Genomic DNA, 16,313 nt, shown 5'->3' with positions numbered 1-16,313 from the left:
CCAACGCGTCGGGGTCGAAGCATTGAGATATGAATAACTTAAAACTAAATGGATAATGTTTAAATCTATCTTAAAATATTCCTTTCGAAGCTTACTTAAAAATAGAGTAATATCGGTATTTAATATCATTGGACTGACACTGGCTTTGTCATCCTTGTTATTCATCTTTTCTCATATAAAGCATGAATTATCTTTTGACCGGTTTCACGACAATTATCAACAAATATATAATGTATATTTCGATGAGACTGATGAAGGCATAAGGGATAGATATATACAAACTCCATATGGCCTTGGTACGTATTTGTCTGAAGATTACCCGGATATTGAAATTATGACCCGAACCTATAATATAGATGAGAGCATTGTGAGAAAAGCAGACGGGAAGGAATTTAAGGATGATATTGTATTAGTTGATCCTGCTTTTCTCAATATGTTTAAGGTCGACTTTCTTAATGGATTTAATTCATCCTTGCTCCAATCACCAAATGAGGTTTGTATCAGTCAAAAGTGTGCATTTAAGTATTTCCCCAATGAGGATCCATTAGGTAAAATTCTTAAAATTGATGGAAAAGAATATGAAATAAAAGGAATTTTTAAAGATTATCCTGAAAATTCACATTTACATTTTAGTTTAATTGGATCGCTATCCACAATCACTGGTAATCGGGATAAATATGATCTGGATGGATATATGTATTCAACATACATAAAGCTTATAAAAGGAGTAGATCCACATAAATTTGAACAGATTGTACAATCTTATATAACGAACAGGCTGGCTCCATTTGTCGAAAAAAATTATCAGCTAAACATTAAAGAGTGGATGGGTAGGGGCAATTCAATCAATTTGAAGTTAATACCTGTCTCAAAAATACATTTATATGGGAGCCATATAGCTGGTTTTGATAATCAGAGCAGCATAAATGATGTGATTCTAATTTCGATGATTTCGGTATTACTACTTTTAATTGCATGTTTCAATTTTATCAATTTTAATATTAGTGCTTTCCGAAGAAGAAACATTTCAGTTGGAATAAAGAAAATATGCGGATCAAATAAATTTGGAATCTCGTCTCAGTCTTTTATGGAGTCATTTTTAATTTACTCTGTCTCAGCTATCATTGCAATAATAATTTATAAAGTTTTTTATGAAAGGATTAGTGATGGATTAATAAATGGAACGAATCCCTTCGGTTATGAGATAGTACTTTCATTATTTTTTGGAGGAATATTAATAGCCTTTTTGTGTGGGTTCTTACCAAGCTATTTAAATATTAAGAAAATACCACATACGATATTAAAAAATACTGTAAACATTCAGGAACATAGATTTTCAGGAAATAAAATGTTTGTAGGGCTTCAATTTTTGGTTGCAATAGTCATATTGAATTTTTTTATTGTTATTAACAATCAGGTTCGTCTAATCACAACACATGATTTAGGGTTTGATAAGGAAGATGTAATGATTATACATCGAACAAACAGAGACAGGGCAAAGGCTTTTGTATTGGCAGATCAGTTAAGAAAACTTCCCGGAATCAAAGCGGTGTCAGTGACAAATGCATTTCCCGGAACCTCGTTGCCCACAAAAGACCTTGAGCTAAAAGATTCTCCGGATGGTTTCTCATATTCCCCGCAATATTTTAATTGTGACATTGAAATGAATCATGTACTTAACTTAAAATTGGTTGAAGGAGAGTTTTTTTCCGAAAAGACTCCGACAAATTCTATTTTGTTAAATGAAAAAGCTTTGAAAGTATATGGGATTGAAGATCATCCAATTGGTTCGGTTTTTACCCGGTCATCGGGTGAAACTTATAAAGTGGTCGGGGTGGTAAAAGATTTTAATTTCAGATCGCTGCACAGGTCAATTGAACCACTATGTATTTACACTGGTATCGAAAGATCTAATTCACTTGGGGCAAGTACTATTCTTATTAAGCTGATTAATACGGATAATCAAACAATTGAAGTAATCAAACGGAAATGGGATGAGGTCTATGGTGATTCATATTTTGATTATTCTTTTTTAAATGATAAAATCTCGGGCCTTTACAATAAAGAATTAATGCTGCGAAAAATTATACCGGTATCTGCCTTGGTGGCATTCTTAATATCTATAATAGGATTACTAGGAATCACTTACTTAAAGATGGATGAGAAAACAAAAGAAATTGGCATCAGGAAAGTAAACGGCGCCACAATATCTGAGATTCTGACCATACTCAACAAAGACTTTGTGAAATGGGTAATCATTGCTTTCGTTGTTGCCACACCAATTGCATATTATGCCATGAATAAATGGCTCGAAAGTTTTGCTTACAAAACCAACTTGAGCTGGTGGATATTTGCCCTGGCTGGTTTGCTGGCATTGGGAATTGCATTGTTGACGGTGAGTTGGCAAAGCTGGCGGGCTGCCACGAGGAATCCTGTGGAAAGTTTGAGATATGAATAATTTATCTATACACCATGAAATATCAATTTAAAATTATTATTGGAAATCTTAAAAAATCATCACTGACATCTTTTTTAAACCTGGTGGGATTAACCAGCGCGTTTGCAGCTTTTATCCTCATTATACTTTATGTATGGAATGAATACCATTTTGACCAGTATCAGGAAAATTCGGGTCAGATTTACCGTCTGGAATATAAAAGTCCGAAACGTGACAAAGCCAGTGTGTTTATGTTGGGTCCAACCGGTGAAACGCTGGTAAATGAATTTCCTGAAATAATCAAAACGACTACTTATATGCCTTGGGGGAAATGGGGAGAACAACCTTTTTCCTATGAAAATAAAACAGGGATTCAGCGGAGTTATGAAGATTATGCTTTTTCCGATGAAAATATAACCGACATTTTTAGTTTCAGGTTTATTTCAGGAAAACAAAAACCCCTGGAGGAACCTGCAACGGCAATTGTAACAAAATCGTTTGCACAAAAAGCCTGGGGAAACAACAACCCGTTGGGGAAACAGCTGAATGTTACGGGAACTTCTTACACGGTTACGGGTGTTTATGAAGATTTGCCTGAAAACAGTGTTATTACCTGTCCTATTATTTTAAAAATACCCACAGAGGGTTTTATTGCAGAAGCCCGCACAAAATGGGACGTTACCAACTATCCCCAGTTTATCCTTACAGAGCCGGGTGTTGACACCAAAGAGCTTAATCAAAAAATAAATGAACAGTCCATTTTGAAATCAAAATATCGTTTTTTCGATAATGGAAAAACCGCTGCCACTATAATTGTCCGGCCATTAGGCGATTTAAGATTTACTCAGGAAGTGGCTGAAAACCCCATGTTTACTTCAAATAATAAATTGTTTGTCGATTCCCTTTTGGTAGTGGGCATTTTAATCCTGGCCGTTGCGCTCATTAATTACATTAACTTTTCCACAGCCACGCTTCCCAAACGAATGAAAACTTTTAATATTAATCGCGTAATCGGAGGTGGTAAATGGAATTCTGCCGTACAGTTAATGCTTGAAACCTTAATGGTATTTTTGGTATCACTTATTTTCGCGTTCCTTCTGGCATATACATTAAATAAATCATTCTCCACTTCGGTGTTAGGGTATGAACTGCCCTTTACACAAAATCTGTATGTATTGGGATTAACAGCCGGCATTACACTGGTAGCTGTATTTATTGCTGCTGTATATCCGGCAGTGGTAAGTACAAAGGGCAATTATATAGAATCGTTGAAAACAACCGGTACGGGTATGAGTGAAAGTTTCAGGGGTTCATTAACCGTATTTCAGTTTGCTGCAACTATCGCTTTAATTGTGGCTTCGGCAACCGTACTAAAACAGGTAAAATTTATGGAGAAAAGTAACCTGGGTTTTGATAAGGGCAATACGCTTGTAATCCGGATTTATGACGAAATCAGGAAAAATTATCCGGCTTTTCGTCAGGAATTGGAAGCCAGTTCTGTTGTTGATCAGGTAGCTTGTTCACGTGCTGTTCCGGGACAGGCCCAGGAGTATAATATTTTTAATGTTGACGGAGAAGCGTGTTTTGCTTGGAATTGGGCAGTGGGCGATGATTACATGGAAATGATGGGTTTTGAAATTGTTGATGGGCGTGGGTTCCTGAATAACAGTGAGGCAGAAAAGGGAAATTTTATTTGTAATGAAACAGCCGCTAAAAGGTACGGTTGGAAAGTTGGTACTAAAATCAACGACAAACAAATTGTTGGAATTATGAAGGACTTTAACATGGTATCGTTACGCGAAAACATCGACCCTTTTGTTTTTCATAAAGCCGGTTCAATAGATGAATTGGGCGTGGTGAGCCTAAAATTCAACAAAAAAAATTCACAGGCTGTACTGGCTTCCGTTAAAAACATTTTTGAAGAGTTTTGTCCTGAAATTCCTTTCAGGGGATTTTTCCTTGATGATCAGTTGAATATGTTGTATGCCAAAGAAACCCAACAATCGAAGCTTATTACTTTCTTCAGCTTGCTTTCGGTAATCGTTTCCATGCTAGGGATTTTGGGATTGTCGATTTTTCTATGTCAGCAAAAAATTAAAGAGATAGGAATAAGGAAAGTGAACGGCGCTAAAATTTCAGAGATAATGCTTATGCTGAATAAAAGTTTTATCAAATGGGTAGCGATTTCCTTGCTGATAGCTTTCCCTTCCGCCTATTTTACCATGCATAAATGGCTTGATAATTTTGCCTATAAAACATTGCTAAGCTGGTGGATATTTGCACTCGCCGGTTTGCTGGCCTTGGGAATTGCTCTGTTAACTGTAAGTTGGCAAAGCTGGCGGGCGGCAACGAAAAATCCGGTGGAGGCACTGAGGTATGAATAAATAATTTGGGTTTAATGTAAACAATCAAAAAGAGCAAAATGATGATAACAAATTATTTTAGGATAGCGTTGAGAAGTTTAAGGAAAAACAAAATGTTTTCCACTATTAATATAATTGGGTTGTCAGTCGGAATGATGTGTTGCATATTACTGCTACTTTATATTCGTAGTGAGTTCTCATATGACAAATACCATGAGCATGTTGGTAACCTGTACTTGGTTAGAAGTGAAAACTCTTTACCCAATGGGGATAAATTTGATAATCCAAGGGCGCCATCACTCTATACACAGGCATTTAAAGCAGAATTCCCGGAAATAAAACAGGTAACAAGGATTTGGCCCAATTTTCTTGAAAACAGAACACTTTTTAAAGTTGGGGAGGGTAACAATGAAAAATTGCTCTATGAAACTAATGGATATCATGTAGATTCCACTTTTTTCGAAATGTTTTCTTACCAATTCCTTGAGGGAAACGCCCAAACAGCGTTAATAGATCCACGTTCTGTTGTATTATCAGAACAGGTAGCTGAAAAATTATTTGGTAACGAACCAGCGTTAAATCAAACAGTCAGAATTGGTGGTATTGATGGTAATGGCGAAAGTTTTCATGTTACCGGCGTTTACCGTGACGAAAGCAGGAGATCGCACATTGATGCACGATATTTTCTTCCAATGACTTCAGGCTGGGTGGGAGATTATCTGAAAAACTATAGTCAGGATTTTTCAGGCAACAATATGTTTTATACTTATATTCTGTTAAATACTAAAGCTAACCCGGACGAACTGAATAAAAAGTTGCCGGCTTTTATACAGAAGTACGCCGGGAAAGATTTAAAAAAAGCGGGTTTCAACAAGAAAATGTTTTTACTTCCCGTGCGTGACATTCATTTCTTCAGTAAAATCGATAGGATTATAACACCTACAACCACTACCACCTATCTTTATGTGTTGGCATCCATTGCATTGTTCATATTGCTTATCGCTTGTGTTAATTTTATGAACCTTTCAACGGCAGGTTCGGCAAAACGGGGCATGGAAGTAGGGATACGTAAAATATTGGGAGCCGGCAAGAATGGATTGATCGGACAGTTTCTCGGAGAATCGGTATTACTCACTTTGTTATCACTGGTTATTGCTGGCCTGCTTGTTATGTTGTTGCTACCTTTCTTCAATCAGCTCTCTGGCAAATCGTTTCTTATATCCGACCTGTTTGACCTGAGAATAATTTTAGCTTTCCTGGCAATGACTTTGATTACCGGACTACTGGCAGGTAGTTACCCGGCTTTTTATTTATCTGTCATAAAACCAGCCGACACCATAAAAGGAAAGTTTATCAATTCATTATCCGCAACAGGTTTACGAAAAGGATTGGTTATATTTCAATTTGTAGTTGCTATCGGGTTAGTTGTAGCGACCATGGCTATTTGGCATCAGATGAGATTTATGCGAAACCAGCCGCTGGGCTTCGCAAAAGACCAGCAAATAGTTATTCCGCTCCGGAGTAAACAGGCGCAAAAAGAATATGCCACGTTTCGTAGTGAGATTTTGCAAAATAATCATATTACAGGCGCATCCGGGACTTCTTATTACCCTGGTATTGTCAATGCAAGCGATATTGCGGTATATCTTCCGGGTGAAAGTAAGAATAATATAGTTACTGTAAAGACCAATTGGGTGGCTCCGGATTTTATGAAGACGATGGAATTTCAAATGGTAGCAGGCAGAATGTTTTCCGAAGAATTCCCCGGAGACATAAATTCCCGAATCGTTGTTAATGAAGCGACTTTAAGAATGTTTTCTATTCCTGTTGATAAGGCGATTGGACAAAAACTTAACTTTAATACAGATGAAAACTCAATCGGCTCTCTGGAAATAATGGGTGTGGTCCGAGATTTTCACTTTTCCGACCTGCGTCAGACAATTGAGCCTTATGCTTTTTTTCTTAACGATAGCACCGATTTTAATTACATTATTGCACATTCAAATACCGCTGAAATAAATGAAGTACTTCCTTTCCTGGAAAGGAAATGGAAATCCCTTGTTCCTGACGAACCATTTACTTATACCTTCCTTGATGAGGACTTTGAGAGTAATTATGTGGCAGACAATCGCACATACCATATTGTAATTTCATTTACAATTATCTCGATACTGATTTCTTGTCTTGGACTGTTCGGATTGGTCACCTTTGCAACCCGCCAGCGTACGAAAGAAATAGGAGTCCGCAAGGTAAATGGAGCGAGGGTATTGGAAGTAGTGACAATGCTCAATAAAGATTTTGTTAAATGGATAGTGATCGCCTTTGTCATTGCTACACCCATTGCCTGGTATATGATGAATAAATGGTTAGAGAATTTTGCATATAGGACCACTTTAAGCTGGTGGATTTTTGCCCTTGCAGGAGTGCTGGCGCTGGGAATTGCGTTGTTGACGGTTAGCTGGCAAAGTTGGCGGGCAGCGACAAGGAATCCGGTGGAGGCACTCAGGTATGAGTGATGAAATCTAAATACATACGTCGGGATTGAAGCATTGAAGAATGAAGGTTTTTTAGAAATTTATAATGGAAGCTATGTTTAGGAATTATCTTTTTTTAACATGGAGAAATATTATCAGAAATAAATCTTTTTCGATAATCAAAATTTTGGGACTGGCAATTGCGGTCGCTGCTTTTCTCCTCATATTTCAGTATCTGCGATACGAACTTAGTTACGATCGATTTCAAAGCCAGGCTGACAATATTTATCGTGCAGCGGTTGAAAAAGAAGAAGATAACGGAGAAATATTTAAAGATGCTTATACTTTTCCGGCTCTTGGTATTGCAGCCAAAGATGAAATACCAGGAGTGAAAGATTTTTTCAGGTTATCTCCATGGGCAAATTCTTACACGATTATCTATGAAGATGTTAAAAATAATCAGCCTGTTTCGATAAAAACTGACAAGGCGATTTTTGCTGATGCTGCCTTTGCTACTTATTTTTCGCTGCAATTTATTGTGGGGGGTAACGATTCGTTACTGGCCAAACCCGGTAATGTGTATATTTCGAACGGAATGGCTGAAAGATATTTTGGAACCGAATGGAACAGAAAAATCAATCCGATCGGGCAAACACTTCTTGTATACAATTCCAACCATGATGCTGCTATGCCGTTTAATGTATGTGGTGTTTATCAAAATATGCCTTCCAACTCCCATCTTCAATATGAAATGATAATGACACATAGTTCTCTTACCAATTATTTACCCAAAAATGTTCCTGACCATATCCGATCTACCATATTCGATACCAACTGGGGTAACTATTCCTGGTATACTTATTTGGCACTTGAACCAAACGCCGACCCAAAAGTAATTGAAACCCGTTTAAATGAATTGGTGGCCAGAAATAGAAACGCCAATAATCTTAAAGAATCTTTTTTCCTTCAACCAATTAAAGACATTCATCTAAGATCACAACTTGCGAATGAAGCTTCACCTAACAGTTCTATTATTAATGTTTATGTTATGGCGGGAATCGGCTTGTTAATCTTAATTCTTGCTTTGGTGAATTATATAAACTTATCGATTGCCGGATTTTTGGAAAGAACCGAAGAAATTGGTATTCGGCAAATTGTAGGTTCAAAAAAACATCAGGTTGTTGCACAGCTTTTTACAGAAGCTTTCATTTTTAATCTGTTGTCCATAATTATTGGTTGGATTATCAGCAAAATTTCAGCCCCTGCCATGTCTCACTTTACCGGTTTTCGTTTTACTCCCGGTTCGTTTAATTATGCAGGAGGATATTTGATTTTCATTTTGTTTGGACTTCTCCTTCTCGGTTCGGTTCTTGCTTCACTTTACCCTTCTGTAATGGTTGCTTCTGCGAAAAACATGGAAAAACTAAAAGGCCATACAGCTATGACGCGGAGACTCAGAATGAATAAATATTTGCTGGTCTTTCAGTTTACGGTTTCCATAGTCCTGATTATTGGTACCCTGATAAATTACAAACAAATTAGTTTTATGAGAAACCAGGATTTGGGAATTGATACGGACAGAATCGTTGTTTTGGAAGGGCCCAATGCGATAAACCAGCAAGTTAATTTTGAGCAGACAGTACGTAGACTACGGAACGAAATTGCTTCGTATCCGTCAATAAAACAGGTTAGTGCATGCAGCGCTGTCCCCGGGAAAGTTAATGTTCTTTCAAGGCCTTTGTTCCAGTTGTCAAGAGAAAATGAAGGAGCGAAAGAAATCAGCGAAATACTGGTTGATCAGCAGTACTTTTCCATGTTGGATGTTAATTTTATTGCAGGCCATAATTTTTCAGAGGCAGCAGAAAACAACCGGCAAACGGTAATATTGAATGAATCTGCTGTTAGTGTGCTTGGTTTTAACTCTCCACAAGATGCGATATCACAAAAGGTAGGCTATCATTGGGCGGGTGGTGTTGGCGAATGTGAAGTGATTGGTGTAGTGGCAGATTTTCACCAACAGTCATTAAAATACAGTAAAGAACCTATCGGTTTTTACAACGAACATAGCAGCGGCGACTATATGGTTAAAATCAGTTCGGGACAAAATCCGTCACAGAATATTTCCGGCGCACTGGATTTGCTTGAGAATAAATGGGAAGAACTTTTCCCTGGTAATCCGTTTAACTACTATTTCCTCGACAATTTTTTTGAACAACAATACAGCTCTGACAAAAGATTTGGAAATATCTTTACCCTATTTTCTGTGTTAGGAATTTTTATTTCCTGTATCGGCCTGTTTTGTTTATCAGTTCAATCGGTTGCCAAACGAAACAAAGAAATCGGCATCCGCAAAGTAAACGGAGCCAAAATTTCTGAAGTAATGGCGATGCTCAATAAAGACTTTGTAAAGTGGGTTGTTATCGCTTTTGTAATCGCAACTCCAATTGCATATTATGCTATGAATAAATGGCTCGAAAACTTTGCATATAAAACAGATTTGAGTTGGTGGATTTTTGCCCTGGCAGGTTTGCTGGCGTCGGGAATTGCAATTTTAACAGTTAGTTGGCAGAGCTGGCGTGCGGCAACACGGAATCCGGTTGAGGCACTCAGGTATGAGTAAGCCCCGGATATCGGGAGCTGATTGCCCGAGATAAACTTTGAGGTATGAAAAAATTAAAAAATAAAGCATGAGTTTCAAAAACAATTTACAAATTAGTTTCAGACATTTAAAGGCCGACAAAATAAATACATTTATCAGCATCAGCGGATTAATCCTGGGTCTGGGGATTGTAATGGTAGTCCTCGTTTTTGTATTAAATGAATTGGGTTACGATAGTTCTTTCGCAAATAACAAACAAATTTATCGTGTTCTTAATTATAACGAATCAGATAACCATATCTGGGCAAATACGCCTTTTGTTATTGCTGAAGAAGCCAAAAATAAATTTGCAGAGATAGAAAATTTTGCGCATCAGTATAATATCGGAAATATTGAGGTTAAAAAGAATACCGAATATATTCCTGAACCTGATATGATATGCACCGAAAGCGACTTCTTTAGCATCTTTGGAATTGATATATTACAGGGAAGCCTGAACGATTTTGATAAAACTGAAGGAAAGCTCCTTGTGAACGAACATCTGGCAACCAAATATTTTGGAGTGGAAGATCCAGTGGGGCAACACCTCGATATTCGTTATTCAGGAAAAGAATTTCCGATGGAAGTGGCTGCTGTTTATCGTGATATTCCTCAAAATTCAAGTATAAAAGCAACACTGATTGCAAGTATGGATTTTGCAATGCAGCATTTGGAAGACAACATACAAACGAACACGGATAAGCCCGACGAAAATGAGTTCAGACAAGCCTGGAAAGGGGTTTTCTTTACTAGTTTTCTGCTGCTAAAAGATGGTGTTGATACGAAAGCCTTTGAAGCCAAACTTCAAAAATTGGGACAAGAGAATTCCAGCGAAAACAATAAACTTTCCCTTTCGATCCAGCCATTTTCCGATATTTATTTTGGTTCTGAAAAAATTGTGGACAACAACAGAAAAGAACAGGGAAATCTTTCAATGTTACTTGTACTGGCATTTATTGGGTTTTTAATTCTTGTAACTGCTTCCATCAACTATCTCAACCTGGCTTCGGCAAAAGCTATGTCGCAGGTGAAAAACTATGCCGTTCGTAAAATTTGCGGCGCCCGTCAAAAAAGTATCATCGTACAAATGATTATTGATTCTACTTTAATTACCATCCTTGCATTACCGTTTGCGATACTTGTGGCATCGGTTTCTCTGCCTTACATAAGTTCAATGCTTGGAAAAGATTACTCCATTGAAATTTCGGGGCAATTGGTTGCAAGCCTTTCCATTTTAGCACTGATTACACTGACAACCGGTATTGTATCCGGAAGTTTGGTATCCATACGATCATCTCGATTTGGCCTGGTAAATGTTTTAAAGGGAAATAAAATTGACATTGGAGACAAACACTACACCCGTAAAGCGATGGTGATATTCCAGATTGCTGTTTTTATCTCGTTAATTTCAACCATGTTTCTGGTTCAGAAACAAGTGCGTTATGCTTTCAACAAAGATTTGGGGTTTGCCAAAGAAGGTTTGATTCGTGTTCCCAAGGGGGATCACAATCTCGATTTGTTTAAACAGGAAATCAAAAAAAATCCAAACGTGCTTAGCGCCAGCGGAACGCTGTGGATGCCTCCAAGCAACAATAAAATGTACATGTCGATTCCCAAAGTAAGCAACCACGACGAACAGGTAAAAGTAAACGGGCTTTTTGTTGATTATGGATTTGCTGAAACCATGGGGCTCAAAATTATTATGGGTTCCGATTTCGACAAGGAAAAGAACAACAGTGGTGTTCTCGTCAACGAATCGGCAATTGAAACGTTGGGGCTGACTGATATTCTAGGAGAGCAAACCGCTTTTGGACCGGTTGTGGGTGTAGTCAGCGATTTTAACATGTTTTCACTTCATGAAGCCATCACGCCAATGATAATTGGCTTAAATCCGGGAATGAGCCAGAGTATTGCCATCCGGCTAAGAACTGAAAACCTGCCTGCAACCATCGACTTTTTAAAAGAAACCTGGGCAAACACTGGTGGTACGACTGCCTTCGATTTTGAATTCACCGACGATATTCTGAACGACATGTATGAATCAGACATCCGCTTTTCAAAAACCATTGGGCTGCTTGCAATTATTGCTGTTGCTATTGCCACTCTTGGTTTGTTTGGATTGTCTTTGCTCATGGGAAAACAGCGTATTAAAGAAATTGGTGTTCGTAAAGTAAACGGCGCACGGACTAACGAAATAATGACTTTGCTAAACAAAGACTTCGTAATGTGGGTAGGAGTTGCTTTTATAGTGGCCACTCCCATTTCTTACTACGCTATGAATAAATGGCTGGAAAATTTTGCTTACAAAACCAACCTAAGCTGGTGGATTTTTGTCCTTGCCGGAGTGATGGCATTGGGAATTGCGTTGCTAACCGTTAGTTGGCAAAGTTGGAGAGCTGCTACAAGGAATCCGGTGGAAGCACTCAGATATGAGTAACACGTCGGCTCGGGAACACGAGCCTGGCTGGAATAATAAAATGAATAACAACTACCTGAAAATGAAATAAACTAATCTTTAAAACCTTAAAATATGATTGGCTACTACTTAAAAATGACCTGGCGGAAAATAAGGAAAGAACCTTTGTTTTCGGGCATTACAATTCTGGGACTTACTATCGGAATTACTTCTTTTTTGATTTTGTTTTTATATGTGGCCAACGAAAAAAGCTATGACAAACACTTTGCAAAGTACAAGAATATTTACAGGGTGATTTCTTATCCGCAAAAAACCGGAGATCCTTGGGCACGCAGTCTTGGAATTGTTCATGTTGCTGCTGAAAATATTCCGGAAGTTGAAGAATCGACTCAGTTCACGTACTGCACTGAAGGCAGCATTAAAATTGACGATAATTTACTTCAACAAAACGATATCTTATCGGTTGATAAAGCTTTTATGAATTTGTTTGAAGTGGAACCGGAGGTTGGAGATTTAAATGATATTGATAAACCTAACGTTGCCTTTATAACGGAGGATTTTGCAAAAAAATATTTCAGTAATGAAAACCCAATTGGAAAATCCATTGATGTGGAAGCTTTGCAGTATTTTCGCGATTTGGGGAAATATGAAATAAAGGGAATTGTGAAGAATGCGCATCCAAAAACACACTTCAATTACGAAATATTACTATCACAAAAAGGAAGCCTCGAAGAACGTTATACATCGCTTCCCAACTTAAAAATATTCTGGACATACAATTATCTTTTACTAAAAGAAGGAGCATCACCACAGACAGTTGCAAATAAAATTGCAGCATTTTACAATTCAAGTGAATTAAAAGATTCCCCTGGCCCCAAAGAATATGATTTTAATCTCATTGCTCTTCAAGACATCCATTTAAAATCGGATTATCGTTTTGAATTGAAAGAAAGTTCAAGCAAAATAAACATTACACTTTTTGTTGTTATTTCTTTTGTGATTCTCCTGGTTTCACTACTGAACTTTATCAACCTTACCATTGCAAGGCTCATAAAAAGATCGAAAGAACTGGGTTTGAAAAGATCGGCTGGCGCAGCTAAAAAACAGTTGACAGGACAAATTCTTATGGAAGTTTTTCTGGTTTGTATCAGCGGCCTGTTACTGGCGTTTATTGTTGCAGAAGGTTTGAAATCATTTATTAACAAGTGGTTCTATATTCAATTCGATATTTATTATTCTGAGCCGATTGTTCTGGCGAGCATAATTGGAGTGTTAGCTCTTTGCCTGATTCTTACCGGTGTCTTTGTCGGGTTCTTTCTTAACAGCAAATCATCGCCAAGCGCCTTATTAAATCAGCAAGCCAAATACTCCAAGAATTTTATTTTAAAAACCTTGTTGATTGGACAGTTTACCATTGTGATCATTTTAATTGCTGCTACCTTTTTTGTGAACAAGCAAATGAACTTTATCAATCAAAAACCACTTGGATTTGACAAAGAAAATGTGCTGGTTATCAATCTGAAAGATTTTTCGAAAGATCCGGCTGTTTTTATGCGGGATCTCGAGACCCACAGTCGGGTGAACTCAGTCGGTTATACCAGACAGCATTTTGGATATCCCACACAAAGTTTTGGCCTGGAAGGATTGGGACTCGACGGATCCGCCGAGTTGGTATTTGCCAATTATACATATTTAAAGACCATGAATATTGAGTTACTGAAGAACTGGATCAAACCGCCAGTAGATACGATTGAGGGAATGGTAGTTAATGAGCATTTGTATAATCGGCTTATGGAACAGCACGGTAGTATGGAAGCTTTAAATACTTTTCAGAATGGAAGAGAACTTGCTCCGGACCAGAGGAGGATTAATATTATTGGAGTGGCCCGGGATTTTAATTATAACTCAGCTCACGAAGCGATAGGTGATTTTGCTTTTTTGTTAGAAGAGTCTAATGCGGCAAGATTTATCCATGTCAGGTTAAACAAAGGAGATCTCAGGACAGCTATGACAATCGTGCGTAAAGTGTGGGATGATCATTATTCCCATCAGGATTTTAATTACTTTTTTTTGGATGAGAAAATTGCCAGTCAGTATAAAGCCGAAGTTATTTTGGGTAGAGTACTTTCTACTTTCTCATTGCTTGGAATTTTAATAAGTATCATCGGAATTAGTGCACTTTCTCTTTTCATCTCACAACAAAAAACCAAAGAAATCGGTATCCGCAAAGTAAATGGTGCAAAAATATCCGAAATATTAACGATGCTCAATAAAGACTTTGTAAAATGGGTAGTGATTGCTTTTATCGTTGCCACGCCCGTTGCGTACTACGCCATGAATAAGTGGCTGGAAAATTTTGCCTATAAAACCGGTTTAAGCTGGTGGATATTTGCTTTGGCTGGAGTGTTGGCTCTTGGAATTGCACTGATAACCGTCAGCTGGCAAAGCTGGAGGGCAGCTACAAGGAATCCAGTTGAGGCATTGCGGTACGAGTAAACAAAATGAGTCACATTGTAAACTGCTATAATATTTTATATTTGGATAGAGTGGCACAACAGCATGGTCTATTTTGTTGTGCTTATGTTGTAACCACAAAAAAAGAGGTACCTACAAAATCGTAAGCACCTCATTTTCATCGTGAACCTGAAGGGACTCGAACCCCTAACCTCCTGATCCGTAGTCAGGTGCTCTATCCAATTAAGCTACAGGTCCATTTATATTTTCTAAAAACACTTTGTTTACCCGATTTTTCATCAGTTCTGTATCACAAAAGCGGTGCAAATATAATATTTTTTGATAAAACTCAACAAGAAATTAAAACTTTAACCGTACTTTTCCATTTTATCCTCAATAGTAACATCATTATCAAAGTTAACCTGTATTTTAAGGTTGGTCAACATTTTTTCTGTCCCTGCTGCTTTACAGGCGTCATGAATATTTTCTATTAGCCCTGATAAATCTTGAAAAGTACATTCCACTACCGTTTCAAAAGGACAAACCCTATATTTGAGTCCCGTTTTTTCAATGGCAGCAATCGCTTCGTCAACCAGCGTATATTTTAATTTCCCTTCGGCTTCAGGCAAAACCTGAATAGCCACATTAATTTTATTCGATTTCCAATGTGTTTGTTTCATCTTCTTCGTTTTTATCCAACATGCGTAAAATCTCTCCTTTCGACAAGACCTTAACGTTGGTAACAATCATATCCTCCTGTAGAAAGTCACCATACTGATTACACTCATCTACAATATTTCTGAAAATATCCTTTAGGTTGGCTTTTAATGGCAACATCACCTGGCTCGTTGAAAAACCTTCCATAAAATCAATCAATTCAAATTCACCTTCATGTTTTTTTAGCTCAAAAATCAGCTCGTCTTTTAACAGTTTCCGCTGTGTTTCATTAAGCATTGCTTCTTTACTGCGGTTAATAAATACAACAAAATATCTCAATTTCTGGCCTTTACCTCCCAAACCTGAAGAAATAAAAACCTGCTGTTCATCGAGTAACGAACTTTGGAGAAGCATCCTGTTTTCCTGCAGAGCCAGGACAGCCCACGGTTTTAAAATGCCTTTAGCACTTTCCAAAAACTTCTCAATTAGCCGGTAAGCTTTAACATCATCAACAGTTGCCAGTGTAGATAGTATTTCTCTTTTCCTCTCGACATCTGTTTCTTCAGAAAATAACTCACCCTCTCCATCATTAAATTCTTCTGTTTGCTCTTTGTCCTTGTCTCTTATTTTTTTTGAAAATTCAAAATATTGCATCTGAATTTCAATATCGATTTGTTCTTCAAGAATATTAAAATTCTCAGGCAGGTTCTCCAACGCTTTCTGAATGTTATTGTAAAATTTATCCTCTTTCATGCCTTTGATTTATCTGACAAAAATAATGACTTGTTATTATATGAACAGAAGATTAACATTTTATTTTTAATAATTGGAAATGTGAATATATTTGTAGCCTTATTTTTATTTAATTTAAGTT

8 protein-coding genes and 1 tRNA gene are annotated in these 16,313 nt (G+C 37.4%); 6 read left to right on the top strand and 3 right to left on the bottom strand.

What is annotated here, in order from left to right; translation table 11 throughout:
- Positions 1–55: 55 nt before the first annotated feature.
- The 6 genes from K5G00_RS20965 to K5G00_RS20940 all read left to right on the top strand — a co-directional run bounded on the left by K5G00_RS20965 (position 56) and on the right by K5G00_RS20940 (position 14,824).
- Positions 56–2,458 carry an ABC transporter permease gene (locus K5G00_RS20965; protein WP_238768199.1) on the top strand — a complete coding sequence of 801 codons (2,403 nt, stop codon included), beginning with the start codon at positions 56–58 and terminating at the stop codon, positions 2,456–2,458.
- A 14-nt stretch (positions 2,459–2,472) separates the two neighbouring features.
- Positions 2,473–4,821, top strand: a complete 2,349-nt coding sequence (locus K5G00_RS20960) for an ABC transporter permease (RefSeq protein ID WP_238768198.1) — start codon at positions 2,473–2,475, stop codon at positions 4,819–4,821.
- A 38-nt stretch (positions 4,822–4,859) separates the two neighbouring features.
- The gene (locus tag K5G00_RS20955) at positions 4,860–7,316 is read left to right on the top strand and encodes an ABC transporter permease (protein WP_238768197.1); all 2,457 of its coding nucleotides are present in this window, start codon (positions 4,860–4,862) and stop codon (positions 7,314–7,316) included.
- A 145-nt stretch (positions 7,317–7,461) separates the two neighbouring features.
- Positions 7,462–9,894 carry an ABC transporter permease gene (locus tag K5G00_RS20950; RefSeq protein ID WP_238768196.1) on the top strand — a complete coding sequence of 811 codons (2,433 nt, stop codon included), beginning with the start codon at positions 7,462–7,464 and terminating at the stop codon, positions 9,892–9,894.
- A 67-nt stretch (positions 9,895–9,961) separates the two neighbouring features.
- On the top strand, positions 9,962–12,349 hold the full coding sequence (locus tag K5G00_RS20945) for an ABC transporter permease (RefSeq protein ID WP_238768195.1): 2,388 nt from the start codon (positions 9,962–9,964) through the stop codon (positions 12,347–12,349).
- A gap of 93 nt (positions 12,350–12,442) precedes the next feature.
- The gene (locus K5G00_RS20940) at positions 12,443–14,824 is read left to right on the top strand and encodes an ABC transporter permease (protein WP_238768194.1); all 2,382 of its coding nucleotides are present in this window, start codon (positions 12,443–12,445) and stop codon (positions 14,822–14,824) included.
- Positions 14,825–14,966: 142 nt separating this feature from the next.
- Here the strand turns inward: K5G00_RS20940 and K5G00_RS20935 are convergent.
- From K5G00_RS20935 to K5G00_RS20925, 3 genes are all read right to left on the bottom strand, one after another.
- Positions 14,967–15,040: transfer RNA gene (locus tag K5G00_RS20935), tRNA-Arg, on the bottom strand.
- Positions 15,041–15,150: 110 nt separating this feature from the next.
- The gene (locus K5G00_RS20930) at positions 15,151–15,462 is read right to left on the bottom strand and encodes a thiamine-binding protein (protein ID WP_238768193.1); all 312 of its coding nucleotides are present in this window, start codon (positions 15,460–15,462) and stop codon (positions 15,151–15,153) included.
- Entirely contained in the window at positions 15,434–16,192 is a 759-nt protein-coding gene (locus K5G00_RS20925; protein WP_238768192.1) for a hypothetical protein, read from the bottom strand. Before K5G00_RS20925 ends, K5G00_RS20930 begins: the two co-directional genes overlap by 29 nt.
- Between the last annotated feature and the right edge of the window lie 121 nt (positions 16,193–16,313).

It is taken from the genome of Maribellus maritimus, from assembly GCF_022267315.1.
Lineage (GTDB): Bacteria > Bacteroidota > Bacteroidia > Bacteroidales > Prolixibacteraceae > Draconibacterium > Draconibacterium maritimum.
This window is presented reverse-complemented; position numbering and strand designations above follow the sequence as displayed.